23 protein-coding genes and 1 rRNA gene are annotated in these 26989 nt (G+C 67.3%); 10 read left to right on the forward strand and 14 right to left on the reverse strand.

Translation table 11 applies throughout. The annotated features are described in order from the left end of the window. Entirely contained in the window at positions 1–495 is a 495-nt protein-coding gene (locus QOL57_RS21200; RefSeq protein ID WP_089241355.1) for a hypothetical protein, read from the forward strand. An 88-nt stretch (positions 496–583) separates the two neighbouring features. Continuing rightward, positions 584–1336 (forward strand): SDR family NAD(P)-dependent oxidoreductase, encoded by a 753-nt coding sequence (locus QOL57_RS21205; protein ID WP_089241353.1) that lies wholly within the window; start codon positions 584–586, stop codon positions 1334–1336. 133 nt (positions 1337–1469) lie between these two features. Here the strand turns inward: QOL57_RS21205 and QOL57_RS21210 are convergent, their stop codons facing one another. The 4 genes from QOL57_RS21210 to QOL57_RS21225 all read right to left on the reverse strand — a co-directional run bounded on the left by QOL57_RS21210 (position 1470) and on the right by QOL57_RS21225 (position 5590). After that, the gene (locus QOL57_RS21210; protein ID WP_089241351.1) at positions 1470–2363 is read right to left on the reverse strand and encodes an SPOR domain-containing protein; all 894 of its coding nucleotides are present in this window, start codon (positions 2361–2363) and stop codon (positions 1470–1472) included. A gap of 21 nt (positions 2364–2384) precedes the next feature. Then, a complete protein-coding gene (argS, locus tag QOL57_RS21215) occupies positions 2385–4073 on the reverse strand; it encodes an arginine--tRNA ligase (protein WP_089241349.1) in 1689 nt (562 codons plus the stop codon). 114 nt (positions 4074–4187) lie between these two features. Beyond that, on the reverse strand, positions 4188–4892 hold the full coding sequence (radC, locus tag QOL57_RS21220) for a DNA repair protein RadC (RefSeq protein WP_089242000.1): 705 nt from the start codon (positions 4890–4892) through the stop codon (positions 4188–4190). Positions 4893–4963: 71 nt separating this feature from the next. Further along, the gene (locus tag QOL57_RS21225) at positions 4964–5590 is read right to left on the reverse strand and encodes a response regulator transcription factor (protein ID WP_089241998.1); all 627 of its coding nucleotides are present in this window, start codon (positions 5588–5590) and stop codon (positions 4964–4966) included. 224 nt (positions 5591–5814) lie between these two features. Here QOL57_RS21225 and coaBC point away from each other — a divergent pair, with 224 nt between their 5' ends. Genes coaBC through QOL57_RS21240 form a run of 3 tightly spaced genes read left to right on the forward strand, consistent with a single transcriptional unit; the run spans position 5815 to position 9923 of the window. Further along, entirely contained in the window at positions 5815–7077 is a 1263-nt protein-coding gene (gene coaBC / locus QOL57_RS21230) for a bifunctional phosphopantothenoylcysteine decarboxylase/phosphopantothenate--cysteine ligase CoaBC (protein WP_089241347.1), read from the forward strand. Beyond that, positions 7074–7562 (forward strand): dUTP diphosphatase, encoded by a 489-nt coding sequence (gene dut, locus QOL57_RS21235; RefSeq protein ID WP_089241345.1) that lies wholly within the window; start codon positions 7074–7076, stop codon positions 7560–7562. The genes coaBC and dut overlap by 4 nt, the downstream gene beginning before the upstream one ends. A 12-nt stretch (positions 7563–7574) precedes the next feature. Then, positions 7575–9923, forward strand: a complete 2349-nt coding sequence (locus QOL57_RS21240; RefSeq protein WP_089241343.1) for a phosphomannomutase/phosphoglucomutase — start codon at positions 7575–7577, stop codon at positions 9921–9923. A 174-nt stretch (positions 9924–10097) separates the two neighbouring features. On the opposite strand, the gene QOL57_RS21245 is transcribed toward QOL57_RS21240, so the two are convergent. The 8 genes from QOL57_RS21245 to pyrE all read right to left on the reverse strand — a co-directional run bounded on the left by QOL57_RS21245 (position 10098) and on the right by pyrE (position 19587). Further along, a complete protein-coding gene (locus QOL57_RS21245; RefSeq protein ID WP_089241341.1) occupies positions 10098–10811 on the reverse strand; it encodes a response regulator transcription factor in 714 nt (237 codons plus the stop codon). Beyond that, positions 10792–13452 carry a sensor histidine kinase KdpD gene (locus QOL57_RS21250; RefSeq protein WP_089241339.1) on the reverse strand — a complete coding sequence of 887 codons (2661 nt, stop codon included), beginning with the start codon at positions 13450–13452 and terminating at the stop codon, positions 10792–10794. Before QOL57_RS21250 ends, QOL57_RS21245 begins: the two co-directional genes overlap by 20 nt. Positions 13453–13503: 51 nt before the next feature. Next, a complete protein-coding gene (gene kdpC, locus QOL57_RS21255) occupies positions 13504–14148 on the reverse strand; it encodes a potassium-transporting ATPase subunit KdpC (protein ID WP_089241337.1) in 645 nt (214 codons plus the stop codon). Continuing rightward, positions 14145–16205 (reverse strand): potassium-transporting ATPase subunit KdpB, encoded by a 2061-nt coding sequence (kdpB, locus tag QOL57_RS21260; RefSeq protein WP_089241335.1) that lies wholly within the window; start codon positions 16203–16205, stop codon positions 14145–14147. The genes kdpC and kdpB overlap by 4 nt, the downstream gene beginning before the upstream one ends. Before the next feature lie 10 nt (positions 16206–16215). Then, positions 16216–17925, reverse strand: coding sequence for a potassium-transporting ATPase subunit KdpA (kdpA, locus tag QOL57_RS21265; RefSeq protein WP_089241333.1), 1710 nt, complete (start codon positions 17923–17925; stop codon positions 16216–16218). Between the two features lie 12 nt (positions 17926–17937). Continuing rightward, positions 17938–18030, reverse strand: coding sequence for a potassium-transporting ATPase subunit F (locus QOL57_RS21270; RefSeq protein ID WP_005407770.1), 93 nt, complete (start codon positions 18028–18030; stop codon positions 17938–17940). Between the two features lie 218 nt (positions 18031–18248). Then, positions 18249–18908, reverse strand: a complete 660-nt coding sequence (locus QOL57_RS21275; protein ID WP_089241331.1) for a hypothetical protein — start codon at positions 18906–18908, stop codon at positions 18249–18251. Positions 18909–18927: 19 nt separating this feature from the next. Then, positions 18928–19587, reverse strand: coding sequence for an orotate phosphoribosyltransferase (pyrE, locus tag QOL57_RS21280; RefSeq protein ID WP_089241329.1), 660 nt, complete (start codon positions 19585–19587; stop codon positions 18928–18930). A gap of 163 nt (positions 19588–19750) precedes the next feature. Here pyrE and QOL57_RS21285 point away from each other — a divergent pair, with 163 nt between their 5' ends. From QOL57_RS21285 to QOL57_RS21295, 3 genes are all read left to right on the forward strand, one after another. Further along, complete coding sequence (locus tag QOL57_RS21285; protein WP_089241327.1) at positions 19751–20551, forward strand: exodeoxyribonuclease III; 801 nt, start codon at positions 19751–19753, stop codon at positions 20549–20551. Next, on the forward strand, positions 20548–21852 hold the full coding sequence (locus QOL57_RS21290) for an MFS transporter (RefSeq protein WP_089241325.1): 1305 nt from the start codon (positions 20548–20550) through the stop codon (positions 21850–21852). Before QOL57_RS21285 ends, QOL57_RS21290 begins: the two co-directional genes overlap by 4 nt. A 77-nt stretch (positions 21853–21929) precedes the next feature. Further along, on the forward strand, positions 21930–22160 hold the full coding sequence (locus QOL57_RS21295) for a hypothetical protein (protein WP_025879428.1): 231 nt from the start codon (positions 21930–21932) through the stop codon (positions 22158–22160). 119 nt (positions 22161–22279) lie between these two features. Here the strand turns inward: QOL57_RS21295 and QOL57_RS21300 are convergent, their stop codons facing one another. Both QOL57_RS21300 and QOL57_RS21305 read right to left on the reverse strand, forming a co-directional pair. Next, the gene (locus QOL57_RS21300) at positions 22280–23407 is read right to left on the reverse strand and encodes an anhydro-N-acetylmuramic acid kinase (RefSeq protein WP_089241323.1); all 1128 of its coding nucleotides are present in this window, start codon (positions 23405–23407) and stop codon (positions 22280–22282) included. 64 nt (positions 23408–23471) lie between these two features. Next, positions 23472–24941, reverse strand: a complete 1470-nt coding sequence (locus QOL57_RS21305) for a peptidoglycan DD-metalloendopeptidase family protein (RefSeq protein ID WP_089241321.1) — start codon at positions 24939–24941, stop codon at positions 23472–23474. Positions 24942–25108: 167 nt separating this feature from the next. Here QOL57_RS21305 and tyrS point away from each other — a divergent pair, with 167 nt between their 5' ends. Further along, a complete protein-coding gene (gene tyrS / locus QOL57_RS21310) occupies positions 25109–26317 on the forward strand; it encodes a tyrosine--tRNA ligase (RefSeq protein ID WP_032977018.1) in 1209 nt (402 codons plus the stop codon). Between the two features lie 532 nt (positions 26318–26849). Continuing rightward, positions 26850–26989: ribosomal RNA gene (locus QOL57_RS21315) — 16S ribosomal RNA — on the forward strand; the annotation flags it as partial.

Genomic DNA, 26989 nt, shown 5'->3' on the forward strand with positions numbered 1-26989 from the left:
ATGCGCCGGTACCTCCTCTCCATTCTGCTGGTCGCCAGCAGCTTCGCCGCCACCGCCCAGGACCGCTACGTACCCGTGGAGCAGCGTCTCAGCGCGGCCCAGCTGGCCGAAGTGGGCCTGGACGCGACCCAGCTGCAGACTCTGAACCGCGTGCTGCGCGAGGCCGAGGCATCTGCGCCTGTTCCCACGCGCGCATCGGTTGCCGCCAGCACCGGCGCACCGTTGCCGGCCAACGTTCCCGCCCCGGCGGCGATGCACCTGGGCCTGGAAGAGGGCCCGGTCAGTGCCCGCGTGGTCGGCGACGTTGCGGGCTGGGAGCCGGGCACGGTGTTCACCCTCGAAAACGGCCAGCAGTGGCAGGTGATGAAGGGCCAGATGAAGCTGCGCAAGACCCTGCAGGCACCGCAGATCGAGGTGATTCCGGGTATCGCCGGGCGCTGGTTCCTGCAGGTCGACGAAGATCTGCCGAAGGCTCGCGTGTTCCGCCTGCGCTGACCGCGCGCACCGCAGCAGGCCGATCAGGCAACGCAGCCGTGGACCGACGGTGCCAGAATGGCGGTCTGGTTTCCCACGGAGTTGTCTGATGACCCGAACCGTCCTGATTACCGGCGCCACCTCCGGCTTCGGCGCCGCTGCCGTACACCGCTTCGCCCAGGCGGGCTGGAAAGTGATCGCCACCGGCCGTCGCAGCGAGCGCCTGCAGCCGCTGGTCGAGCGTTACGGCAAGGAGGTGGTGCACGCGGCCGTGTTCGACGTGCGTGATCCGATCGCGATGGAAGCGGCGCTGCTGGCCCTGCCGCCGGCCTTCGGTGACATCGACCTGCTGGTCAACAATGCCGGCCTCGCCCAGGGCACCGCGCCGGCGCAGAGCGCCAGCCTGAAGGACTGGACGACGATGATCGACACCAACATCACCGCGCTGGTCACCCTGACCCATCGCCTGTTGCCGCAGCTGGTGGAGCGCAAGGGCGCCATCATCAACATTTCGTCGGTGGCCGGTGTCTATCCGTATCCGGGCGGCAATGCCTATGGCGGCACCAAGGCCTTCGTCAGCCAGTTCTCGCTGGGCCTGCGTTCGGACCTGCACGGTACCGGCGTGCGGGTGACCACCATCGAGCCGGGCATGGCCGAAACCGAGTTCACCGTGGTTCGCACCCATGGCGACCAGGTCGCGTCGGACAAGCTGTACACCGGCGCCAACCCGATGACCGCCGAGGACATCGCCGAGCAGATCTTCTGGGTAGCGAGCCTGCCGCCGCACCTGAACATCAATCGCCTGGAACTGATGCCGGTCAGCCAGTCGTTCGCCGGCTTCCAGGTTGCCCGCGAGGGCTGATCTGCGCCCTGGATGCGTTCTGTAGAGCCGAGCCGATGCTCGGCTTGATGGGCGATCAGCCGAGCGTGGGCTCGGCTCTACAGGCAAAAAAAAGCCGGGCAATGCCCGGCTTTTTTCATTCATGCCCGCAGACTTACTGCGCCTTGATCGCCATCGCCTGCAGGCCGGTGCCATCCAGTTTCTGCTTGGCTTCGGAAAGCTCACCGGCGCTGCCATAGGGCCCCATGCGTACGCGGTACACGGTCTTGCCGTTGATCTGCGCCGACTCCACGCGTGCGGCCAGGCCCATCATCGCCAGCTTGGCCTTGGTCGCTTCGGCATCGCCGGAAGCGCCGAACGCACCTGCCTGCAGGATGTAGCGGGCATTGTCGGCCGGTGCCGGGGCTGCTGCAGCGCTGGCGGCGGCAGGCGTGGCTTCGCTGCGTGCCGCAGGAGCGGCGGCAGCGGTGCTGGTGCTGGCCGGCGCGGTGGTGCCGGCCGCGGGCGACGCTGCCGCCGGGCGTTCACTTACCGGGGTCGGCAGCGGACGGCTGGTGGCGGTCACCGGCGCGGTGCTGGCAACGCTCGCCGTCGCCGCAGGTGCCGTGGCCGCAACCGCCGGCACCGGCTTACCTTCCAGTGCCGCCTGCGCGCGCTGCGCTTCGGCCTTGCTCCGGCGCAGTTCTTCGGCGCGCGCGCTGGCGGCCAGTTCGGCGTCGGACATCTCCACTTCCTTGCCAGGCAGCAGGGTGTAGAAGTCGTACTGGGTGGCCGCCGGCTTTTCCGGTTCAGCCGGCTTCGGCGTGGCTGGCTGTGCGGCCGGCTGGGTGCCGACATCGCTTTCGCCATCGGCCACCGGCGCCGGCTGCGCGTTCGGGTTCGGCTGCGGACCGGCGCGCAGGAAGCCATCGCCCTCGCCCTTGAACAGGTTCGGCGCCGCCAGGAACACCACGGCGGCGATCGCCACGCCGGCAACCAGCCACACCCACCCGGGCGTGCCTTGGCTGCTGTTGCGCCGAGCCTGTGTCTTGCCGCGTCGTGCTGCCATGTCTACTGCGTCTCCTGAGGCTTACATTTTTTCCGGGGCGGAAACGCCCAGGAGGTCGAGGCCGTTGGCCAGTACCTGGCGCGCTGCGCAGGCCAGGGTCAACTTGGCATTGCGATCGGTCGCGTCGTCCACCAGCACCGGCGTCCCGTGATACCACGTGTGGAAGGCGTGCGCCAATTCGCGCAGGTACTGCGCGACCAGGTGCGGTTCCAGCGCCACGCCGGCTGCTTCCACCACTTCCGGATAACGCGAGATTTCGTTCATCAGGGCCAGCGATGCCTCATCGGCCAGACGGCCAAGGTTGGACAGGCCGGCGCCCTGTTCGTAGACGAGACCCTTCTCCTGCGCCTGGCGCAGCAGGCTGCAGACGCGGGCATGCGCGTACTGCACGTAGAACACCGGGTTGTCGTTGCTCTGCTGGCGGGCCAGATCGATGTCGAAGGTCAGCTGCGAATCGGGCTTGCGCGCGATCAGGAACCAGCGGGTCGCATCGCGGCCGGCTTCTTCGATGAGGTCGCGCAGGGTGAAGTAGCTGCCGGCACGCTTGGACAGCTTCACTTCCTCGCCGCCGCGCATGACGGTGACCATCTGGTGCAGCACGTATTCCGGCCAGCCCTGCGGGATGCCCACTTCCATGGCCTGCAGGCCGGCACGCACGCGCGCCAGCGAACCGTGGTGGTCCGCGCCCAGTTCGGTGATCGCGCGCTCATAGCCGCGCTGCCACTTCGACAGGTGGTAGGCCACGTCCGGCACGAAGTAGGTGAAGGTGCCGTCGGACTTGCGCATTACGCGGTCCTTGTCGTCACCGAAGTCGGTGCTGCGCAGCCACAGCGCACCGCCTTCTTCATAGGTATGGCCCGACGCCTGGAGCTTGGCTACCGCCTCGGCAACCTTGCCATCGGCGTACAGCGAGCTTTCCAGGAAGTAGATGTCGAAATCCACGCCGAACGCGGCCAGGTCCAGGTTCTGCTCGTTGCGCAGGTAGGCGACGGCGAAGCGACGGATCGCCTGCATGTCGTCCGGGTCCTTGGCGCCGACCACGAGGGTGCCTTCCAGGTCGACGCTGGCGCCGGTCATGTAGGCACGTGCCACGTCGGCGATGTAGTCGCCGCGGTAGCCGCCTTCCGGCCAGCCTTCCTGGTCCGGAGCGATGCCCTTCACCCGGGCCTGGGTTGACAGCGCCAGGTTCTCGATCTGCACGCCGGCATCGTTGTAGTAGAACTCGCGCTTGGCGTTCCAGCCGTTGGCATCGAGCACGCGTGCCACGCAGTCGCCGATGGCCGCGGCGCGGCCGTGGCCGACATGCAGCGGACCGGTCGGGTTGGCCGACACATACTCCACGCCCACCGTGCGGCCATTGCCGGACAGGTTGCGGCCGTAATCGGCGCCTTCCTTGATCACGGTGACGGCTTCACGCTGGTACGCGGCCGGTGCCAGGTGGAAATTGATGAAACCGGGGCCGGCGATCTCGACCTTGCTGACGTCTTCACTGCGCGGCAGCGCCTCGACCAGCGCCTGTGCCAGTGCGCGCGGATTGCTGCGCGCGGCTTTGGCCAGCAGCATCGCGGCGTTGGTGGCGAAGTCGCCATGGTCGCGGGTCTTCGGGCGCTCGACCACGAAGTCCGGCGGCAGGGAGTCGACGGGCAGGGTGCCATTGGCGCGCAAGGCTTCGATGCCTTGGCTGATCAGGGCGCGGAGGAGATTTTTCACGAGGCCTGCTGTGAGAATGAGCGGCGGAATCGCCCATTTTAGCGCAGATGCCGGCCCCAACGCTGACCGAGGCCTGCCTGCCAGGGCACGCGTGGCCGCCTGCTGCTGCGGGGCTCATCCGACCAGGCGGGCCTGAAGCGGCGGTAGAAGACCCCGTTCAGCAAACGAAACGGGACGCCCTTCGCCCACCACGAAGTGGTCCAGCAGGCGGATGTCGACCAGGGCCAGGGCGCGCTGCAGCTCCTCGGTGATCTGTGCGTCGGCGGCCGACGGTTCCGGGTCGCCGGAGGGATGGTTATGGCTGAGGATGACCGCGGCGGCGTTGTGCAGCAGGGCTCTGCGCACCACTTCGCGGGGGTACACCGGGGCCGCGTTGATGGTGCCGGCGAACAGTTCCTCGCAGGCGATCAGGCGGTGGCGGTTGTCCAGGAACAGGACCACGAACAGTTCCCGTGCCTGCCCGCGCAGGCGGTGCTGCAGGTAACGACCGACGGCCGAAGGGTTGTTGCCGACTGCTTCGCCCTGCTGCAGTTCAGCGGCCAGGTAGCGGTGGGCCAGCTCCAGCCCCGCAGCCAGCGTGCAGCTGCGGGCCGGCCCCAACCCAGGCAGTTTCGACAGCTCGCGGGCGGGGCGGTCCAGCAGCACCCGCAATGGACCGTGGGCAAGCAACAGGTCGCGCGCGGTCTGTACGGCGTCCCGGCCGCCAATGCCGGAACCCAGGAACAGGGCCAGCAGTTCGGCGTCGGACAGTGACGTGGGCCCCCGGGCCAGCAGCTTCTCGCGGGGGCGCTCTTCTTCGGGCCATTCATGGATGGGCATGGTGCCCATCATGGCGATCATTGCCGACCGCTCCCATAAGCGCTTGCCGTACCCGTGGGTCGGCCAAGTCCTCAGTCGCGCCGGGTCTGCAGATAGTCGTACAGCTCCTGGTTGTTCTGCAGGCCCAGCTTGCGCATGGCTTCGGCCTTCTGCCGGCTGATCGTCTTCGGGCTGCGTCCGCTGCGGTCGGCGATGGCATTGATGTTCAGGCCATCGGTCAGCAGTTGCAGCACTTCCAGTTCGCGTGTCGACAATGCAGCCGGTGGATGCGGGAACAGCAGATCGCGGGCCTGCAGGTGGCGCCGCAGCTGATCGGAAACGAATATCTGCCCTGCCATGGCGGCATGCAGGGCCTGCGGCAGCTCGGCGAAGTCGGCGCTCTTGTCGACCAGGCCGTGTACGCCATCGCGTAGCAGGCCATCGAGCAACCCCGGGTGCCTGGCCCCGGTCAGCACCACCACGGGAAGTTCGGGATGGCGTTGGCGCAGCACGGCCAGCAGTTCGGGACCATCCGGGCCCGGGCCGGGCATGGACAGGTCGGTGAGTACGGCATGGCAGGGCTGCTGTACCAGTAGCTGCAGCAGTCCAGCACCGTCGGCAGCGGCACCGGCCACGTCCATCTGGTGACGCTCGAGCACGATTCGGATGCCGTGCAGGACGACCGGATGGTCGTCGGCAATGATGATGCGCGGTTGCACGGGGAACTCCTGGGAAATCGAACGGCACACCTGGGTGGCCAGCGACGATTCTGCAAAGTGGGGACGCGAAGAGGTATAGGAAAGTTCCGAATCGGCATGCAGCAAACCCGGAAAACTCCCTGGGGGCTGTCCATGTGCTGATAGCCGCCCGCTATGTGCCGCGTGCACCGGGAGGTTGCTGGCCTTCGGGTAAGCTAACGCCCTCGTTTGCACAGGAATTCCAGGTGGCTGATTCTCCCAACGCTTCCCCGACGCGGATCCGCGCGCTGGAAGGCCAGAAACTGCTCTTGTGTGTCGGCGGCGGGATCGCGGCCTACAAGGCCCTGGAACTGGTTCGACGCCTGCGTGATGCCGGTGCACTGGTGCAGGTGGCGATGACGGCCGGCGCCCAGCAGTTCGTTACACCACTCAGCTTCCAGGCCCTTTCCGGCCAGCCGACCCGCACCACGTTGTGGGACAGCGCCGCCGAACAGGCCATGGGCCACATTGAACTGGCACGCTGGGCCGATCGCATCGTGATCGCGCCGGGCACCGCCGACCTGCTGGCACGCCTGGCCCAGGGCCACGCCGACGACCTGGTCAGCACCCTGTGCCTGGCCAGCACCGCGCCGCTGACCGTGTGCCCGGCGATGAACCATCGGATGTGGCTGCATCCGGCCACCCAGGCCAATATCGCGCTGCTGCGCCAGCGTGGCGCGCAGGTGATCGGTCCGGTCGATGGGCCGCTGGCCGAAGGCGAGTCCGGCCCCGGCCGTCTGGCCGAGCCAGGCGACATCGTCGCCGCCCTGGCCGCCAACGGCACTGCTGCTGCCGTCGCTGCAGCGCCGGAGACGCATGCGCTGCAGGGTCTGCGCCTGCTGATCAGCGCCGGCCCGACCTATGAAGACATCGATCCGGTGCGTTACGTGGGCAACCGCAGCAGCGGCAAGATGGGTTACGCGCTGGCCGCCGCTGCCGCCGGGCTTGGTGCCCAGGTGGTGCTGGTCAGTGGCCCGGTGCAGCTGCCGACGCCGCCCGGCGTGCAGCGCATCGATGTGCGCTCTGCCGCGCAGATGCGCGAAGCGGTACTGAATGCGCTGCCGGCCGACATCTACATCGGTGCTGCCGCCGTTTCCGACTACACCCCGCGCCAGGTGGCCGCGCAGAAGCTGAAGAAGACCGCCGACAGCCAGTCGCTGGTGATCGAGCTGGTGCGTACCCCGGACATCCTGGCCGAGGTTGCCGCGCAGACGCAGTCGTTGAAGCTGGTGGTCGGCTTTGCCGCCGAGACCCACGATGTGGAGAAATATGCGCGCGGCAAACTGGTCGACAAGCGCCTGGATCTGGTGATCGCCAATCAGGTGGGCATCAGCGGCGGTGGTTTCGAAAGCGACAACAACGCTGCCACGGCCTTCTGGCAGGATGGCGAACAGGTATTCCCGGCTACTTCCAAGCGTGAGCTGGCCGAACAACTGCTGGCGCTGATCGCGCGGAGACTTCAGGCATGACCCAGGCAAGCAACACCCACGGATTCACCCCACAACCGTTGCAGGTCAAGCTGCTCGACCCGCGCTTCGGTGACAGCTGGCCGCTGCCGGCCTATGCCACCGAAGCCAGCGCCGGCATGGATCTTCGCGCGGCGCTGGAAACCGCGCTGACCCTGCAGCCGGGCGATACCGCACTGGTCCCCAGCGGGCTGGCCATCCATATCGCCGACCCGCATCTGTGTGCGGTGATCCTGCCGCGTTCGGGCCTGGGCCATCGCCATGGCATCGTGCTCGGCAACGGCACCGGCCTGATCGATGCCGACTACCAGGGACCGCTGCTGATCAGTGTCTGGAACCGTGGCCGCGAGGCCTTCACCATCGAGCCGGGCGATCGCATCGCGCAGCTGGTGGTCGTGCCGATTGCCCGCGTCAGCCTGCAGGTGGTGGATACTTTCACCGACAGCGTGCGGGGAACGGGTGGATTCGGCCATACCGGGGTGCGTTGACAGGGGACATCGATGAGCGGCATCGGGGAAGCACAGCGGGGAAAGTCGTTGGGACGGAGCGCGCCATTGCTGGGTGTGCTGCTGGTACTGCTGGCCGCGTGGTTCGGCTGGAGCGCGGTACAGCAGTGGCGGCAGGCAGCCAGCGGGGACGCGCTGGAACAGGCGCGCGACCAGGCCGTGCAAGGGCTGCAGCAGGCTGCTTCCGGCCAGTTGCAGCAGCTGCAGCAGCAGTTGAAGGGCGACCGCGTCCAGCAGGCGCTGCAGGCGGGTGATGCCGCCGGCGCCGCGCTGGCGCTGCGGGAAAGCTGGACCGGCGTCGAGCAGGTGGAGGTGCTGGGCGCTGACCTGGCCGCGGGCTACGCCGATGCGGCCACCTTTGGATATGCACGCCTGGCCCTGCTGGAATCGGCGCTGGCCGATGGCAAGGCAACCCTGCGCGTGGTCCGCGATGGCGGCGGCAACCGCCTGGGTCTGGCCGCGCCGGTACAGCTGGCCGGTGTGGGACCGGCGGTGGTGTATGTGCGTCAGCCGCTGCTGCGGTTGACCGCGCCGCTGGACCAGGTGCGCGCCCCCGGCAACGGCTTCCTGGCGCTGCGCCAGGGAATGCACAACATCGTGGTGCAGGGCGATACCGGCCTGTCCGAGAGCGCCGAGGCAATGGCGCGCCCGGTGGCCGGAACCACGCTGCGACTGGCCGCCGGAGTGCCCAATGTGGAACCCGGCCCGCTGGGGTTGGGCGCCCTGGCCAGCGCGATTGTCGCCCTGCTGCTGGCCTTCATCGCAGTACTGCTGGTGGTAGGCCGTGGCCGACTGCCGAAGTCACTGCCGCTGCCCAGCCGGCGCAGCACGGTGGCCGACGCCGATCACGGCCCGACCCTGCGTGAAAGCCTGCAGATGGTCCCGCCGACGGTACCCGGCGAGGCGGTGGCCGAGGCTGCGCCGCCTCCGCCGCCACCGGTTCCCGCCGAGCAACTGGCTGCGGGCATCTTCCGCGCTTACGACATCCGCGGCGTGGTCGGCAGCGAACTGACGGCGCGCACCGCCGCGCTGATCGGCCAGGCCATCGGCACCGTCGCCCTCGAGCAGGGCCTGCGCGAGGTGGTGATCGGCCGCGATGGGCGCCTGTCCGGTCCCGAGCTGTCGGCGGGGCTGGCCGAAGGCCTGCGGCGGGCCGGCTGTGCGGTGATCGATATCGGCCTGGCGCCGACCCCGGTGGTGTATTTCGGCGCCTTCCATCTGCGCACCGGTACCTGCGTAGCGGTCACCGGCAGCCACAATCCGCCGGACTACAACGGTTTCAAGATCGTCATCGGGGGTGAGACCCTGTCCGGCGATGCCATCACCGACCTTTACCAGCGCATTGTCGAAGGCCGTCTGGTGCAGGCCGCGGAACCGGGTGACTACCAGCAGCGCGAGGTCGCCGCCGATTACATCCAGCGTATTGCCGATGACGTGCAGCTGGACCGCCCGCTGAAGGTGGTCGCCGACGCGGGCAACGGTGTGGCCGGTGCCTTCGCGCCGCAGCTGCTGGAGGCGATCGGCGCTGAAGTCATTCCGTTGTACTGCGATGTCGACGGCACCTTCCCCAACCATCACCCCGATCCCAGCGAACCGGCCAACCTGGAAGACCTGGTGCAGACGGTCAAACGCTTCGGCGCCGACCTCGGCGTGGCGTTCGATGGTGATGGCGATCGCCTTGGCGTGGTCACCGGTGAAGGCAAGATCATCTACGCCGACCGTCTGCTGATGCTGTTCGCCGCCGACGTGCTGATGCGCAACCCGGGCGCGATGGTGATCTACGACGTGAAGTGCACCGGCAAGTTGTCCGATCACGTGCTGCGCAATGGCGGCAGCCCGTTGATGTGGAAGACCGGGCACTCGCTGATGAAGGCGAAGATGCGCGAGACCGATGCCGAACTGGCGGGTGAGATGAGCGGCCACTTCTTCTTCAAGGAACGCTGGTTCGGCTTCGACGATGGCCTGTACGCCGCTGCACGCCTGCTGGAGATCCTGGCCCAGCGCGAAGAAGCGCCGGACGAAGTGCTGGCCGAACTGCCGGAAATGGTGGCGACGCCGGAGCTGAAGGTGCCGGTGGCCGAGGGAACCCCGCATGCGTTGGTGGCGATGCTGGTGGCCGCTGCGCAGTCGCCGGACAACCCGTATGTCGGCGGTCGCCTGTCGACCATCGACGGCCTGCGGGTGGACTTCGCCGACGGCTGGGGCCTGGTTCGCGCCTCCAACACCACGCCGGTGCTGGTGCTGCGCTTCGAAGGCAACGACGAAGCGGCACTGGAACGTATCCAGGCACTGTTCCGCAGCCAGCTGCACCCGGTGCTGGGCGACACCCCGCTGGGATTCTGAGGTGGCGCCGGGCTGCGCCCGGCACGCCCTGCTCGGCTGTTCTTGGTGGGTGTCGACCTTGGTCGACACGGTAGATCCACGCCATGCGTGGATGCGCTTCAATTCAATGGATGTCCATCCACGCATGGCGTGGATCTACTTGTCTGGTGGGTGCCGACCGTTGGTCGGCACACCTCACCCCTTGAACCGCAACCCCACACCGGGCTCGGTAAAGAGGTAGCGTGAATCCAGCGCCGAGTCGCCCAGCTTGTGCCGCAGCTTGCCGACCAGGATGCGCAGGTAGTGGGTGTCGTGCTGGTGGGTGGGTCCCCAGATTTCCTGCAGGATCTGCGGCTGGGTCACCACGCGCCCGGCATTGCGCAGCAGCAGCGACAGCAACGCGTACTCCTTGCGGGTCAACGCCACCAGTTCGCCATCGATCGCCACTTCGCGGCGCACCAGGTCCACGTGCAGGTGGCCATCGTCGAACACCGGCGGTGTGCCATCGGTCGGTACGCTGCGTGTGCGAAGCAGCGCCCGCACCCGCGCCATCAGTTCCTGGGTACCGAAGGGTTTGGTCACGTAGTCGTTGGCGCCGTTGTCCAGTGCACGCACCTTTTCGGTTTCACCGGCACGCACGGTCAGCATGATCACCGGCACCTGGCTCCACTGCCGCAGCTGCTCCAGCACCTCATGACCTTCCATGTCCGGCAGGCCGATGTCCAGGATCACCAGGTCCATGTCCTCGCTGGCGGCCATCTGCAGGCCTTCCTGGCCGCTCGCGGCCTGGCGCACCTGATAGCCCTGCGCGCGCAGGCTGATGTCCAGGAACCGGCGGATCTGGGTTTCATCGTCGATCACCAGCACGCGCGGGGCTGGCGCGCTGGCGTCAGTCGGGGTCGGACTCATCGTGGGAGGCTGGCTTGAGCAGGGGCAGGGTGATGCGGATCAGGGTACCGCGACCGTCGCGTCCGGGCAGCGCCTGCACGCTGCCGCCATGCGCACCGATCATTCCCTGGCAGATGGTCAGGCCGAGGCCGGTGCCGTGGCGGCCGCGGTCGCCGCGTTCGACGCTGTAGAACATGTCGAAAATGCGCGCGCGCTCGTCGTCGGGAATGCCGGGGCCGGCATCGATCACGTCGATGCGCAGCTGACCATCCAGTTCGCGCGCCAGCACCTGCACGGCGGCATCGGCCGGCGAGAACTTGGCAGCGTTCTCCATCACATTGAACACCGCCTGCTCGACCAGTGCCGGATGCACCCAGATCGGTGCCAGCGTCGCCGGAATATCCAGCTCCAGCCGCACCTTCGGCTGGTAACGCTGCAGGCGCCGGGCGGCCGAACCAATCAGCTCATCCACGCCGATCCAGTCGCGGTTGATCTTCAGGCCCTCGTGGCCCAACCGGGTCATGTCCAGCAGGTTCTGGATGTAGCGGTCCAGGCGCTCGCCTTCGACCAGGATGGTGTCCAGCAAGGCGCGGCGGTCGGCCAGATCCATCGCCGCGCCGTAGCTGGCCAGGCTGTCGGCCGAGCCGATCATCGCCGCCAGTGGCGAACGCAGGTCATGCGACACCGAGGAGAGCAGGGCAGAGCGCAGCCGCTCGGTCTCGTTGCTGACGTGCGCCTGTTCCAGCTCGGCCACCAGGCGCGTGCGCAACGCCGCCTGAGCGATGTCATCGACCATCGCTTCAGCCAGTTGGCGCTGTTCGGGCAGCAGCCGCGCCTGCGCACCCGGCAGGTACAGGCCAGCCACGCCGATCGCACGGTCCTCGCCGTCCAACAGCGGCAGGAACCACCATTGCGCGCCAGCGAGGGTATCGGTGAAGCGGCCACTGGGCTGGCCATGGCGCAGGGCCCAGTCGGCCGCCGCCAGGTCGGTATCACCGGGCAGGTGACGGCCACCGGCGGCGATATCGGCGCCGATCCGCAGCCATGCCGGAACATCCATGGCCTGTTCCAATGCCTGCCGCCCGGCCTGTGCCACTTCACCGTTGCCGGCTGCGCTGGCCAGCTGCCGACCCAGTTGCTGGCGCGCACGCGCATGGCGGTTGGCCGCGCGCAGTGCGATCACCTGCATGCGCAGGCGTGATGCCAGACGTCCGGCCACCAGTGCCGCTGCCAGGAACAGGAACACGGTGATCACGCCCTGCCGCGCGCCGATGGCGAAGGTGAAGCGCGGTGCGATGAACAGGAAGTTGTAGGCGAGGAAACACAGGATCGCCGCCATCACCGCGACGCTGGCGCGGGTACGCGCGGCCACCAGCACCACGGCCACGATGAACACCATCGACAGATCGGCCATGCCCACCCAGCGTTCGGCCAGCCACGCCACCAGGCAGGCCAGCGCAGTAGCCAACAGCGCCTGCAACGGCTCGTGACTGATCCCGCGCATCGGTGGCAGCAGCCCCTCCCGACGGGAACGCGCACGCGCCTGCGGCGTGCTGATGATGGTGATCTCGTAGTGTGCGCCGCGCTGGATCAGCTGCTGGGTCAGGGTGCGGTTGAACATCCGCGCCAGCGGTCGCTCGCGGGTGCGGCCCAGGACCAGCGTGGACACGCCGTTGTGCGCGGCGTGGTCGAGCAGTGCGTCGGCGATGCTGGAGCCGTGCAGCAGCTCGGCGTCGCCGCCCAGGCGGCGGGCCAGCGCGAACGCAGCATCGATCTCGCGCCGGGTCGCTTCGTCCTGGCGGCGTCCCTGCACCGTCACCACCGTCCACGGTGCATCGCGGCGTTCGGCGATGCGTCGCGCCACCCGCACCAGGTATTCACTCTGGCCACCGCCATCGATCGCCACCAGCACGCCACGTCGCAACGGCAGATTGCTCTCACCGCGCGCGGCACGTGCTTCGCGCAGGCTGCTGTCGACGCGGTCGGCGGCCTCCTGCATGGCCAGCTCGCGCAATGCGGTCAGGTTGGCTGGAGAGAAGAACGCCTGCAGTGCCTGCGCGGCCTGCTCGGGCACGTACACCTTGCCCTGCTGCAGGCGCGCGATCAGTTCGCGCGGCGGCAGATCGACCAGCACGATGTCGTGCAGGCGGTCGAGCACGCCGTCCGGGACCGTCTCGCTGACGCGTACGCCGGTGATGCGCATCACCACATCGTTGAGGCTTTCCAGATGCTGGATGTTGACCGTGGTCCAGACGTCGATGCCGGCGTCCAGCAGTTCCATCACGTCCTGCCAGCGCCGTTCATGGCGGCTGCCCGGCGCATTGCGGTGGGCCAGCTCGTCCACCAGCACCAGCGCCGGCCTGCGCGCCAGCACGGCGTCCAGGTCCATCTCCTGCAGGTCGTGGCCATGGTAGGCCACATCCTTCAGCGCCAGCCGTGGCAGCCCTTCCAGCAAGGCCTGGGTATCGGCACGGCCATGGGTCTCCACCAGCCCGACCACCAGGTCCACGCCACGGCGCAATTGTTCCTGCGCGCGGGTCAGCATGGCGTAGGTCTTGCCGACGCCCGGTGCTGCACCGAGGAACACGGTGAGCTTGCCACCGGCTTCGCGTTGCAGTCCTTCCACCAGGGCGTTGGCCTGGCGGGTCCGCAGGTCAGTCATGGGAGCCGCTGTCATGGCCGCCATTGTGCGCGCAGCGGGTGCAGGCCTGCATCACGGCACGCGTGCCGCATGGTCCAGGGCGAAGTTCAGCGTAACCACGTTCACCCGTGGCTGGCCGAACACGCCCCATTGCCGGCCTTGCGTGTTGGCCTTCACCAGTGCCTGCACGCGCTCGACCGGCAGGCCACGCGCACGGGCAACGCGTGCCACCTGCAGCTGCGCTGCCGCCGGCGACAGCTGCGGATCCAGGCCACCGCCGGACTGGGTGACCAGGTCGGCAGGAACCTGTGCGGGCGTTATGCCTTCGCGCGCGGCCACCGCTGCGGTGCTCGCCGCCACGCGCTCGGCCAGCGCCGGGTTGCTGCGAGCCAGGTTGGAACCGGCCGCCGCCATCGGGTCGTAGTTGGCCGCCGACGGTCGCGCCTGGAAGTAGCCATCGCCAGTGAACGGCTGCGACAGCCATGCCGAAGCACGCACCTGGCCGCTGCCATCGCGCAGCAGGCTGCCCTCGGCCTGCGCCGGGAAGGACAGGCCGGCGAAACCGGTGGCGATGCCGGCGTAGACCGCACCGGCCAGCAGCAGGGTAGCCACGCCCAGGCCGATGGCCGGGCGCCAGCTGGCGCCATCCTGCAACGTGGCCACGCGCGCCTCGCTTTTCAGCTCGCGGGAAAGGGAAGGGGAGTCAGAACGGTTCATGCGCCGAATACCAGGACAAGAAGAAGGTCGATCAGCTTGATTGCCGCGAACGGCAGCAGCACGCCACCCAGGCCGTACACCAGCATGTTCCGGCGCAGCAGCGCCGTTGCGGTGGCCGGGCGGAAGCGCACACCGCGCAGCGCCAGCGGAATCAGGGCGGGAATCACCAGGGCATTGAAAATCAGCGCCGCCAGCACCGCATTGCGTGGGCTCGAAAGCTGCATCACATTCAATGCGGCCATCGCAGGAACCGTGGCGGCAAACAGCGCCGGCAGGATCGCGAAGTACTTGGACACATCGTTGGCCAGCGAGAACGTGGTCAGCGCGCCGCGGGTGATCAACTGCTGCTTGCCCACCTCCACCACCGCCAGCAGCTTGGCCGGATCCGAATCCAGGTCGACCATGTTGCCGGCCTCCTTGGCCGCCTGCGTGCCCGAGTTCATCGCCAGGCCGATGTCGGCCTGGGCCAGCGCCGGCGCATCGTTGGTGCCGTCGCCGACCATCGCCACCAGGCGGCCACCGGCCTGCTCGGCACGGATGCGTGCCAGCTTGTCCTCCGGCCGCGCCTCGGCGATGTAGTCGTCCACACCAGCTTCGGCAGCGATTGCGGCGGCCGTCAGCGGGTTGTCGCCGGTGATCATCACCGTGCGGATGCCCATCGCCCGCAGCTGCGCGAACTTCTCGCGCATACCGTGCTTGACCACGTCCGACAGCTCGATCACGCCCAGTACATGGCGACCCTCGGCCACCACCAGCGGCGTAGCACCGTTGCGTGCGACCTGGTCCACGCGGCCGGCCAGTTCGGCCGGTACGGTGCCGCCGAGCGCCAGCACATGGGCGCGGATCGCATCGGCAGCGCCCTTGCGGATCTGCCGGCCGTGCATCAGGTCGACACCGGACATGCGGGTCTGCGCACTGAAAGCCAGGTAGTCGGCCTGGTCCGGCTCGGCGGTGGTGCAGCCCTGTTCGCGGGCCAGGCGCACGATCGACTTGCCTTCCGGGGTCGGGTCGGCCAGCGATGACAGCAGTGCCGCTTCACGCAGCTGGTCGGCGTCGATCCCGGCCAGTGCATGGAAGTGGCTCGCCTGGCGGTCGCCGTAGGTGATGGTGCCGGTCTTGTCGAGCAGCAGCACGTCGACGTCACCGGCCACTTCCACCGCCTTGCCCGACTTGGCCAGCACGTTGGCGGCCAGCGCACGGTTCATGCCGGCGATGCCGATGGCCGGCAGCAGGCCACCGATGGTGGTCGGGATCAGGCACACCAGCAGTGCGATCAGCAGCAGCGGATCCACCTTGACGCCCACCGAAGCACCGATCGCCGGCAGCGTCGCCACCACCACCAGGAAGGTCAGCGTCATCGCCGCCAGCAGCAGGGTCAGCGCGATTTCATTCGGCGTCTTCTGCCGGTTGGCACCTTCCACCAGCGCGATCATCCGGTCCAGGAAGCTGTGCCCCGGCTCGGCGGTGATGCGTACGACGATCTGGTCGGACAGCACCTTGGTGCCGCCGATCACGCCGGAGCGATCCGTACCCGCCTCGCGCAGCACCGGTGCCGACTCGCCGGTCACCGCCGCTTCGTTGATGGTGGCCAGGCCCTGCACGATCTCGCCGTCGGCCGGCACCAGCTCGCCGGCACTGACGATCACGTGGTCGCCGGGGCGCAGCTCGGCGGCGGGCACCTGGGTTTCACTGGCACCGGCCTGCGCCGACGCCAGACGGCGCGCCACCAGGTCCTGGCGAGCGCGGCGCAGCGAGGCGGCCTGGCCACGGCCACGTGCTTCGGCCACGGCCTCGGCGAAATTGCCGAACAGCACGGTGACCAGCAGGATCGCCGTCACCGCCAGGCCGAAGCCCAGTGGCGCATTGCCGGTCAGGGTGATGATCGCGGCGACGATCGTGCCGGCCATCACCACCGCCATCACCGGGCTGCGCACCAGGTGCATCGGCGACAGCTTGCGTACGGCCTCGATGAGCGCGCGGCGCAGGCCGGCGGCATCGAGCAGGGCCGGGCGGGACGCCACGGAAGAGGAACGGTTTGCGGTTGCGTGACTACTCATGGGGGTGTCCTCAGTGCAGTCCCAGGCTCAGGTGGTCGGCGATCGGGCCGAGTACCAGCGCCGGCATGAACTGCAGCACGGTCAGGATGACGATCACCGAGACCAGGGTCAGGGCGAAGGTCGGGGTTTCGATCTGCAGGCTGCCAGCCGATTCAGGCGCCTGCCGCTTGGCGGCCAGCTGCGCGGCCACCACCAGCGGAATGATCAGCAGCGGAAAGCGACCCAGCAGCAGTACCAGCGAGCAGCTCAGGTTCCACCACGGTGTGGCGTCGCCCAGGCCCTCGAAGCCCGAACCGTTGTTGGCGTAGGCCGAGACATACTCGTAGAACACCTGGCTGATGCCGTGGAAGCCGGGATTGGAGGTGCCGGCCAGCCCGGGCACGGCCAGCGTGATCGCGGTGAACAGCAGCAGGGTGATCGGCTGCAGCAGCACCAGCAGGGCCAGCAGGCGCACCTGTGGCGTTTCCAGCTTGCGACCGAACAGCTCCGGCGTACGGCCGGTCATCAGCCCGGCCAGGAACACACCCAGCAGCAGGTACACGATGAACTGCTGCAGGCCGCAGCCGATGCCGCCCCAGATCGCGCTGACCAGCATGTTGACCATCGCCAGGCCGCCAGACAACGGGCTCAGCGAATCGTGCATGCCGTTGACCGAACCGTTGGAGACCTGGGTGGTCACCGCCGCCCACAGTGCGGTGCCATCGGCACCGAAGCGCACTTCCTTGCCTTCCATCAGCAGCGGCGTGGCCGCGCTGGCGCTATGGCCCTCGCTCCACACCATCGCGCCGGTAGAGAGCAGCGACATGCCGAGCATGCAGCTGAACACCAGTGCGCCGAATCGACGGCGCCCGGTGAACGCGCCGATCATGAAGATCACCGCCATCGGCACCAGCAGGATGCCGATCACCTCCAGCATGTTCGACACCGGGGTCGGGTTCTCCAGCGGGAAGCTGCTGTTCGGGCCATACCAGCCGCCACCATTGGCGCCCAGCTGTTTGGCCGCGACCATCGCCGCAACCGGGCCCAGCGGCAGCTTCTGCTGCGCCATGCCGGCGCTGGCATCGATGGGCGTGGCCTGCGGGCCACCGGCCATCGTGGAGGGCACGCCCTGGCTGGTCAGCAGCAGCGTCCATACCAGGCACAACGGCAGCAGGAAGCGCACGCACAAGCGCACGACGTCCGCGTAGTAATTGCCCACCGCCACCTGGCGGTCATCGCCCGCGACGGGCGCGGTGACCGATTTCGGCGCACGCGAGAACAACGCACGCAGCGTCGCCACGGCCAGCGCCAGGCCCATCATCGGCGTCACCACCTGCAGGCCGGTGATGCCGGTCATCTGCGAGAAGTAGGACAACTGCGCCTGACCGGAGTAGTGCTGCTGGTTGGTGTTGGTCAGGAACGAGATCATCGTGTGCAGCGCCGTGTCCCAGCGCATGTTCGGGATCTGGTCCGGATTCAACGGCAACCATGCCTGAGTCATGAACACGGCCTGGGTCAGCACCGCGATCACCACGTTGCTGAGCACGAACGCCAGCACGTAGCCCCGCCAGGACATCGAACGTGAGGGATCGACGCCGAGCACCTTGTACAGCGGCTTTTCGATCCAGTGGAACAGCACGTCGACCTTCATCGGCGTGCCGCGCATCACCCGGGCAAGATAGAGGCCCAGGGGCCAGGCCAGCAGCAGGCTGGCGGCAAGAATGGCAAGAATTTCAGTCATGGCAGGCTCCGCTCAGAACGACTCGGGCCGCAGCACGACATAAAGAAGATAGGCGGCGGCAACCAGCACCAGCACGCCACACAGCAACGACAGCCAGGGGGACATGGAATTGAGACCTGGTGGAACCCCTCCACCTCAGGCCGTCATCGTCGTCCCCACCCCCATAAACGCACTACGCGCCGGACCGGGCCGACGCGTAAAGAGTGCATAAATTTCAGGGTCCAGGCCGTAACCAGCCCCGCCTGCTGTAGAGCCGAGCCTACGCTCGGCTGCTCTTTCCCGAGGTCAAGCGGAGCCGAGCGTGGGCTCGGCTCTACCGGCAATCACGGGGCTTGGCTCGCCGGCGCCAATCCCTTCAGTTGCCGATAGCGCTGCAGGCTGCTTTCGATCTCGACCTTCAATGCCTGCTGCTGCTGTTCGAAGCTGGCCAGCAGCCGCTGCTGCGACTTCAGCTGCGCATGGCGCTGGGCGATTGCCTGGGCCTGCTTGTCGGCCACCTTGCCGCCGGCCAGTTCGCGGTCACCGGCGGCAGCAAGCAGGGCCACCAGCGAATCGCGCAGGCTGGCCACGTTGTACTGGGCGGTCTTGAGGTTGTTGTCGAGCACCTCCTGGCGCTCGGCGAACACGCGCCGCAGCGCGTTCTCGTCACCGTAGGTGGTCAGCATCGCCTGTTCGGTGCGCTGGCGGGTCTGCTCGGCCATCTGGTCCAGCTGGACCTGCGCCGCCGCCGTGCTGGCGGCAGCGCGTTCCTCATCGCTCAACGCGCGCTGCACCTGTGCATTGCGCAGGCCGCTGTTGGCGTTGAACTCATCGCGGGCGTGGTTGACCGCATCGGCTGGCAGCGCATCGCTGCAGATCCGCTCCTTGCCCTCGTTCCAGCAGTACAGCTTCTTGTCTGCAGCCTTGCCGCCGGACTGTGCCAGCAGCGTCTGCGGCATCACCAGCAGCAGGCTGGCGGCGACGATGGCAGGAACTCGGAACATGCGACCTTCCCCCTGGTGGTCAGCGCGTGGAACGGACGCCGTACTGGGCGCGATAGGCCTCCAGCGGCTGCCGGTAGCCTACAAGTTCGGGATTTCCGGACGCGAAATCAAGCAGGTCGGCCAGCGTTGCCACGGCGATCACCGGGATGCCGGCCTCTTCGGCCACGGCCTGTGCGGCGGAGCGATGGTCGGTGTCCGAGGCGATCTCCTGGCGGTCCAGGGCCACCACGATGCCGGCCGGAATACCGCCCGCAGCGCGGATGATCGCCAGCGCCTCGCGGATGGCGGTGCCGGCGGTGATCACGTCGTCGACGATCAGCACGCGCTTGCCGGTCATGTCGGCGCCGATCAACTGGCCGCCTTCACCATGGTCCTTCACTTCCTTGCGGTTGAACGACAGCGGCAGATCGCGGCCACGCTGGGCCAGCTCGCAGGCCATTGCGGTGGCCAGCGGAATGCCCTTGTAGGCTGGGCCGAACACCACGTCGTACTTGATCCCGGTGGCGTCGATGGCGTCGGAATAGCACGCGCCCAGCTGCGACAGCAGGGAACCGGAGTCGAAACGGCCGGCGTTGAAGAAATAGGGGCTCAGCCGGCCGGACTTGAGGGTGAACTGGCCGAAGCGCAGGGCATCGGCGGTCAGGGCCAGCTGCAGGAAACGGTGACGGTGGTCGCTCATCAAAACTCGATTCATCTTCATTTGGAGCGCAAATCCTAATCCAGCTGGGCTTTCCGCGCTCGTCCGGCTCCTTCACGCGGGTATCCGGGGCGGCTCCCGCGGGCTGCTCAGCCCGGCAGGCAACCGGTATGCTTGCCCGGTTTCCCGCCGTAGGTTCTTCCGCATGCGCATCATCAGTTTCAATGCCAATGGCATCCGTTCGGCCGCCACCAAGGGCTTCCTCGACTGGTTCCGTGGCCAGGACGCCGACGTCCTCTGCATCCAGGAGACCAAGGCCCAGGAAGACCAGCTGACCGACCCGATGTTCCGCCCGGACGGCCACCATTGCTTCTACCGCGATGCCATCACCAAGAAGGGCTACAGCGGCGTGGCGATCTACAGCAAGCGCGAACCGGACCAGGTCATCACCTCGCTGGGCTGGGCGCCGTTCGACGACGAAGGCCGTTACATCGAGGCACGCTTCGGCAACCTCAGCGTGGTCTCCTTCTATATTCCGTCCGGCAGCTCGGGTGACCTGCGCCAGGGCTTCAAGTTCGAAGTGATGGAGTGGTTGCGGCCGATCCTCGAAGAGTGGGCGCGCAGCGGCCGCGACTACGTGCTGTGTGGCGACTGGAACATCGTCCGCTCGGCGCTGGACATCAAGAACTGGAAGTCCAACCAGAAGAACTCCGGCTGCCTGCCCGAGGAGCGCGACTGGCTCAACGCCCTGTGCGCCGACCACGGCCAGGCCACCGACGTGGCCACTGGTCGCGGCTGGGCCGATGCCTATCGCCTGCTCAATCCGACCGGCGAGGATTACACCTGGTGGAGCAACCGTGGTGCCGCCCGCGCCAACAACGTGGGTTGGCGCATCGACTACCAGTTCATCACCCCGGGCCTGCGTGACCGCCTGCGCAGCTGCTCGATCTACCGCGACCAGCGCTTCTCCGACCACGCACCGTTCATCGTGGACTACGACCTGTGACCGAGGCTGCCAAGCCGGCCGGCTATAAGGGCTGGGCCGGCATCAAGCGTGCGTTCGGCACGCCCTCGGCGCTCACCATGGCACTGCTGGGCTTCGGCAGCGGCCTGCCGTTCCTGCTGATCGCCTCGCAGACCCTGTCCACCCGTCTGCGCGATGTCGGCCTCGATCTGGGCAGCATCGGCCTGATCAGCCTGGCCAGCTTCTTCTACCTGCTCAAATTTGTCTGGGCCCCCCTGCTGGATCGCTACGCGTTTCCGTTGCTGGGTTTCCTGGGCCGCCGCCGCTCGTGGCTGCTGGTCTCGCAGATCCTGGTGCTGGTGGGCCTGGTGGCACTGGCGTTCGTGCGGCCAGAGCAGGGCGTGTGGCCGCTGGTGGCCTGGGTACTGGTGGCGTCCTTTGCAGGTGCCACCCAGGATTCGGTGGTCGACGCCTACCGCATCGAGATCGCGCCGCAGACCGCGCAGGCCGCCCTGGCTGCCACGTATACGCTGGGCTATCGCATCGGCCTGATCCTGGCCGGTGCCGGCGCCTTGTACCTGGCACAGTTCGAAGGCTGGATCATTGCCTATCTGGCCATGGCCGCACTGATGATCCTGCCGATCATCACCACCCTGTTCTGCCGCGAGCCCGAGCGGCCGGCCAACGCCGTCCAGCGCCGCATCGACATTGCCGAAGCGTTCGTGCAGCCGATCACCAGCTTCTTCAGCCGCAACGGCATGGGGCTGGCACTGGCGCTGCTGGCGTTCGTCGGGTTCTTCAAGTTTCCCGACCAGGTCATCGGCGTGATGGCCGGACCTTTCTATCTGGATTCGGGCTTCGACAAGGCCGACATCGCTACGGTCTCCAAGCTGTTCGGCGTGTGGATGGGTATAGGTGGGGCGTTCATTGGCGGTATCGCCGTGGCCGCCTTCGGTTTCCGCCGGATGCTGCTTGTCGCCGCGTTGGGTGTGGCCCTGTCGAACCTGGCCTTCCTGCTGATGGCACACAATCCGGGGCAGTTGTGGGCGTTCTACGCCGCGCTCAGTGCCGACAACCTGTTCCAGGGCTTCGCCGGCACGGTGCTGGTGGCGTTCATGTCTTCGCTGACCGATCGCAACTTCACTGCGACCCAGTACGCCCTGCTGGTATCGCTGGCCAACCTGCCGGGCAAGTTCGTCGGCGGCGTCTCCGGCTACATCGTGGAGGCCACCTCGTACAGCACCTTCTTCATGCTCAGCGCTGTCACGGTGGTGCCGACCATGCTGCTGCTGGCCTGGCTGTGGCCACGCATTCTTGATCGTGGGCCGTCACCCACCGCCTGATTGCCTGTCCGCGCTTACTGCGGGATGATCGCCCCGACGCGCCGAGGGGGCGGTGCCTTGCGAACGGGGAAGTGAGCATGGCCGACGTAGTGCTGCGGGACCTGGACCCGCTGCTGCTGGAACGCATCAAACGGGTGTCGGTTGCCCGAGGCTGGACCCATGAACAAACCTGCGCGGTCCTGCTGGAGCAGGGCCTGTTCAGCAGTGAACTGGAGGTCCGCTCCGGTTTCGGCGATCCCGAAGTCGACGCCCTGTCCGATGCGATCGCCGCACTGCAGGCCCTCCCTGCCGGCCAAGGCTTCGATTGATCTGATGTCGGGTTGCCGGGCATGGCCCGTGATCTGATGTCGGGTTGCCGGGCATGGCCCGGCGCTACCCGTCGGCGGCGCGCGGTAGCGCCGGGCCATGCCCGGCGGATGGCGTCACCTCACGCCAAATGGATCGCCCCGAGAATCCGCGGCCCCTTCGCCCCGGTCACGCTCGGCAGGTTACCCGCCAGCCCGTCCATCGTCCGCTGCGCCAGCCACGCAAACCCCATCGCCTCCACATACTCCGGATCCAGCCCGTGCAGTGCCGTGGACTCGACCACCACGCCCGGCAGTCGCGCCGCCAGCCGCCGCATCAACTGTGTGTTGCGCACACCGCCGCCGCATACCAGTACCCGGCGGGTGTGCGGCTGCTGGGCCAGCAGCGCATCCACCACCGTCGCCACGGTCAGCTCCAGCAGCGTCGCCTGTACATCGGCGGCGGCAAACTGGCCTTCCTCCATGTGCGCTTCGGCCCACGGCAGGTGGAACTGCTCGCGCCCGGTGCTCTTGGGCGGCGGCAGCGCGAACCACGGGTCCGCGCGCCAGCCGGCCAGCAGGCTGTCATCCACCGCACCACTGGCCGCGTAGGCACCGTCAGCGTCGAAGCTGCGCCCGGTATGGCGCTGGCACCAGGCATCCATCAGCGCATTGGCTGGGCCGGTATCGAAGCCACGCACGACGCCTTCGCGCGGAATCAGGGTCAGGTTGGCGATCCCGCCCAGGTTCAGCACCGCACGGTCCTCATCGGCCGCACCCACCATGCCCAGGTGGAAGGCCGGCATCAGTGGCGCGCCATGGCCACCTGCCGCAACGTCGCGGCGGCGGAAATCGCACACGGTGGTGATGCCGGTCAGTTCCGCGATGCGGTTGCCGTCGCCCAGCTGCAGGGTGAAGGCCGGATCGGCCAGCGGTCGATGGCGCACCGTCTGGCCGTGCGAGCCGATGGCCCGCACCTGCGAACGCTCGACACCGGCTTCGTCCAGCAGCTGGTTGGCGGCGGCGGCGAAGCTGATCGCAATCCGCGCGTCCAGCTCTCCCAGCTCCTCCAGCGACTGCAGCGGGCCGCCCTCGCCGAGGGCTACCAGACGCGCGCGCAGCACCGGCTCCCAGCGGGCGGTCAGCCCATGCACGAAGCGGCAACCTCCGTCGGCCGGGAACTGCACCAGCGCGGCATCGATGCCGTCAGCACTGGTGCCCGACATCAGGCCCAGGTAGAGGGGAAGGGACGGATCGGCAGTGGTGTTCATGGCGGGCATAAAAAAAGGACACGGCAAGCTTGTGCTGCCGTGTCCTCCTTCGTCAACGCAGGGCTCAGCCGCGCTTGCGGCCTGCCGGCGCCTTGTCCTTGGCGCTGGCCACCTCGGTGGTCGCGCTTTCGGCGGCCGGTGCCGGGCTGGCGTCGGCGTAGATCAGCTTCTCCATGCCCTGGATGCGGGCCATCGCCGGCGCGGTCTGCGCCCGGAAGGCCACCAGCTCGGCGCCCTTCAGCGGCTCCGGCGGCGGCATGGTCACCGTCAGCGGGTTGCGGTGCTCGCCATTGACCCGGAATTCGTAGTGCAGGTGCGGGCCGGTCGCCAGGCCGGTCGAGCCGACGTAGCCGATCACCGTGCCCTGGGCCACGCGCTGGCCGTTCTTGATCCCGGCAAAGCGCGACATGTGGCCGTACAGGGTGGTGTGGCCGCGGCCGTGGTCGAGGATCACCACGTTGCCGTAACCGCGCTGCACGCCGACAAACTGCACCCGCGCATCGCCGGCGGCCATGATCGGCGTACCGGTGCGTGCGGCGTAGTCCACGCCCTTGTGCATGCGCATCTTGCCCAGCACCGGGTGCTTGCGCGCGCCGAAGGTCGAACTCAGCCGCGCGAACGGGATCGGCATGCGGATGAAGCTCTTCTTCAGCGAACGGCCGCTGATGTCGTAGTACTCGGACTTGCCGTTGCGGTCGAAGCGGAAGCCGGAATAGGTCTTGCCGCCGGTGGTGAAGGTCGCCGCCAGGATCTTGCTGGTATCGACCTTCTCGCCTTCGCGCCAGGTCTCGTCCATCACCACGCTGAAGCGGTCGCCCGGCTGCAGGTCCTTGGAGAAGTCGATGTCGTACTTGAAGATGTCGTCGGTCATCGTCGCGATCGCCGACGGTGACAGTCCGGCGCGGCGTGCCGCTGCATATAGCGAGCTGGTGATCTCGCCGCTGGTGACCACCGTCCGCGTGGACGTCTCGCGCTTGGTCACCGTTTCCTTGATGTCATCGCCGCTCAGGCTCAGCTCGACCCGGTTGTCGGCGTCACGGTCGAAGCGGATGCTGCGCAGGTCACCGGACAGCGGCATGTCGAAGGCGATCTCGGCGCCCGGGCGCAGCTTGGTCAGCGATTCGCGCGCACCCGGATGGTCCAGCACCCGGTGCAGGGTGGTAGCGGAGATGCCCGCCTTGTCGAACAGGTCGCTCAGGGTCTGCCCGCGCTGTACCCGCAGCACCTGCCAGCTGTCGCCGGGGATCTGCTGTTGGCGTGCCATTGCCAGCGGGGGCAACGGCAGGGCCAGGCTGGTGTGGCTGTCGGCGTAGGGGGCATCGATGGTGTGCGAGAAGCCCGGCACGATCGTGGCCACCAGCGCGCCGATGGTCACAAACAGGCTGGCGTGCATCCAATGACGGCGCGTCCAGCGCTCATTGAACGCAGCGGGGAGGTGTTGCCTCAGCTTCCGGTGCAGGGCGTTGTCGTGCAGGACATGGAGTCGTTCCTGGAAGCGCTGCTTGCGTGCGCGGCCTTGATCGGAATTGAGCATCAGATGTCGGTCTCTGGCTGACCCGGGAACGCGGGCCCAAACGCCGGTAACATAGACACCTAACAAATTCGCGTCAAACCCTTGTGCCTATTGGCTTTTGTGAAGCCGATCGGGTTAACTTCGCTTTAACACCCCACATAAGAAACGGCGTTGCCGGGAGTAGTCACGTGTCCTCGATTGAAGAAGCCCTTGCCCTGATCGGCCGCGGTGCCGACGAGATCCTCAAGCTCGAGGATCTGCGCGCGCGCCTGCAGGAAGGTCGCCCGCTGCGCATCAAGGCCGGCTTCGACCCCACCGCGCCTGACCTGCACCTGGGCCACACGGTGCTGCTGAACAAGATGCGTCAGTTCCAGGACCTCGGCCACCAGGTCATTTTCCTGATCGGCGACTTCACCGGCATGATCGGCGACCCCTCCGGCAAGAGCCTGACCCGCAAGCCGCTCAGCCGCGACGACGTGCTGGCCAACGCCCGCACCTATGAAGAGCAGGTGTTCAAGGTGCTGGACCGCAGCCGCACCGAGGTCCGCTTCAATTCGGAGTGGTTCGGCAAGATGAGCGCGGCCGACATGATCCGCCTGGCCGGCCAGCACACCGTGGCGCGCATGCTCGAGCGCGACGACTTCGCCAAGCGCTACGCCGCCCAGCAGTCCATCGCCATCCACGAATTCCTGTACCCGCTGGTGCAGGGCTACGACTCGGTGGCCCTGGAAGCGGACGTCGAGCTGGGGGGTACCGACCAGAAGTTCAACCTGCTGATGGGCCGTGGCCTGCAGGAGCACCACGGCCAGAAGCCGCAGGTGGTGCTGACCATGCCATTGCTGGAAGGCCTGGATGGCGTCAACAAGATGTCCAAGTCGCTGGGCAACTACATCGGCATCAGCGAACCGGCCATCGACATCGTCACCAAGACCATGAAGGTGGATGACGCCCTGATGTGGCGGTGGATCGAGCTGCTGTCCTTCGATATCAGCCAGGCCGAAGCGGCCTCCCTGCGCGAGCAGATCGCCGCTGGCCTGAACCCGCGCGTGGTGAAGCTGCGCCTGGCGCGTGAGCTGGCCACCCGCTTCCACGACGCTGCGGCGGCCGAGCAGGCGATTGCCGGCTGGGAAGCGGCTGTCACGGGGCAGGGCGACATCACCCAGCTGCCGCTGCAGGACGTGGCAATCCCGGCCGAGGGCCTGCGCATCGCGGCGCTGCTGACCGCTGCCGGCCTGACCCCGAGCAACTCCGAGGCCAACCGCAAGCTCAAGGAGCGTGCGGTGAAGGTGGACGGCGAAGTGGTGGAAGACGGCCAGCAGGTGCTGCAGCCGGGCTTCGAGGGCCTGCTGCAGGTCGGCAAGCGCACCTTCGCCCGCGTGCGCCTGGTCGCTGCCTGACAACAAGGAAGGGCCGGCGCAAGCCGGCCCTTCCTTATGCTCTTGTAGAGTCGAGCACGCTCGGCTGCTTCTGCTCTCCGCGGAACAGTCCCTGCCAGGACCTTCTGGATGAACAGATGCAACATCCGATGAAAAAAGTTGCCACACCCCCTTCACAAAGGCCGCGAATAGGGACATACTTTCCCTCCCCCGCCGCAGGGGTCGCCAACAAGGGGCTTCAGCGACACAAGGGACGCCACCACCATCGCCGAACGAGATGATCGAACGAAAGGTGTTGACGGACTCGAAAAGTCCGGCATAATAGGCGGCTCGCTACGAAGGAAGCTTCGCAGCACACGGGAACGGCGCTGAGGCCACTTCCCAAGATCTTTGAAAGTATGCGCAGGTATCTTGTGAAGGCGCCTGCAGGAAGGGTGATTGTCCATCTTGCAGACGTTTGATCAAGCAACTATTAATTGTTTTAAAGCAAGCGATACGTTGCCAGAATCATTCATCTGCAGCTTTAAATTTTTGTCTTCGGACAATGCTGTTTTAAGTGAAGAGTTTGATCCTGGCTCAGAGTGAACGCTGGCGGTAGGCCTAACACATGCAAGTCGAACGGCAGCACAGTAAGAGCTTGCTCTTATGGGTGGCGAGTGGCGGACGGGTGAGGAATACATCGGAATCTACTTT

The organism is Stenotrophomonas sp. yr243 (genome assembly GCF_900184195.1).
Lineage (GTDB): Bacteria > Pseudomonadota > Gammaproteobacteria > Xanthomonadales > Xanthomonadaceae > Stenotrophomonas > Stenotrophomonas lactitubi.

What these genes read in the sequence shown, in the direction of transcription:
- QOL57_RS21200 (WP_089241355.1), top strand. Translation starts at nt 1, where the DNA reads ATGCGCCGGTACCTCCTCTCCATTCTGCTGGTCGCCAGCAGCTTCGCC.
- QOL57_RS21205 (WP_089241353.1), top strand. Translation starts at nt 584, where the DNA reads ATGACCCGAACCGTCCTGATTACCGGCGCCACCTCCGGCTTCGGCGCC.
- QOL57_RS21210 (WP_089241351.1), bottom strand. Translation starts at nt 2,363, where the DNA reads ATGGCAGCACGACGCGGCAAGACACAGGCTCGGCGCAACAGCAGCCAA.
- radC (WP_089242000.1), bottom strand. Translation starts at nt 4,892, where the DNA reads ATGCCCATCCATGAATGGCCCGAAGAAGAGCGCCCCCGCGAGAAGCTG.
- dut (WP_089241345.1), top strand. Translation starts at nt 7,074, where the DNA reads ATGACCCAGGCAAGCAACACCCACGGATTCACCCCACAACCGTTGCAG.
- QOL57_RS21240 (WP_089241343.1), top strand. Translation starts at nt 7,575, where the DNA reads ATGAGCGGCATCGGGGAAGCACAGCGGGGAAAGTCGTTGGGACGGAGC.
- QOL57_RS21245 (WP_089241341.1), bottom strand. Translation starts at nt 10,811, where the DNA reads ATGAGTCCGACCCCGACTGACGCCAGCGCGCCAGCCCCGCGCGTGCTG.
- QOL57_RS21250 (WP_089241339.1), bottom strand. Translation starts at nt 13,452, where the DNA reads ATGACTGACCTGCGGACCCGCCAGGCCAACGCCCTGGTGGAAGGACTG.
- kdpC (WP_089241337.1), bottom strand. Translation starts at nt 14,148, where the DNA reads ATGAACCGTTCTGACTCCCCTTCCCTTTCCCGCGAGCTGAAAAGCGAG.
- kdpB (WP_089241335.1), bottom strand. Translation starts at nt 16,205, where the DNA reads ATGAGTAGTCACGCAACCGCAAACCGTTCCTCTTCCGTGGCGTCCCGC.
- kdpA (WP_089241333.1), bottom strand. Translation starts at nt 17,925, where the DNA reads ATGACTGAAATTCTTGCCATTCTTGCCGCCAGCCTGCTGCTGGCCTGG.
- QOL57_RS21270 (WP_005407770.1), bottom strand. Translation starts at nt 18,030, where the DNA reads ATGTCCCCCTGGCTGTCGTTGCTGTGTGGCGTGCTGGTGCTGGTTGCC.
- QOL57_RS21275 (WP_089241331.1), bottom strand. Translation starts at nt 18,908, where the DNA reads ATGTTCCGAGTTCCTGCCATCGTCGCCGCCAGCCTGCTGCTGGTGATG.
- pyrE (WP_089241329.1), bottom strand. Translation starts at nt 19,587, where the DNA reads ATGAGCGACCACCGTCACCGTTTCCTGCAGCTGGCCCTGACCGCCGAT.
- QOL57_RS21285 (WP_089241327.1), top strand. Translation starts at nt 19,751, where the DNA reads ATGCGCATCATCAGTTTCAATGCCAATGGCATCCGTTCGGCCGCCACC.
- QOL57_RS21295 (WP_025879428.1), top strand. Translation starts at nt 21,930, where the DNA reads ATGGCCGACGTAGTGCTGCGGGACCTGGACCCGCTGCTGCTGGAACGC.
- QOL57_RS21300 (WP_089241323.1), bottom strand. Translation starts at nt 23,407, where the DNA reads ATGAACACCACTGCCGATCCGTCCCTTCCCCTCTACCTGGGCCTGATG.
- QOL57_RS21305 (WP_089241321.1), bottom strand. Translation starts at nt 24,941, where the DNA reads ATGCTCAATTCCGATCAAGGCCGCGCACGCAAGCAGCGCTTCCAGGAA.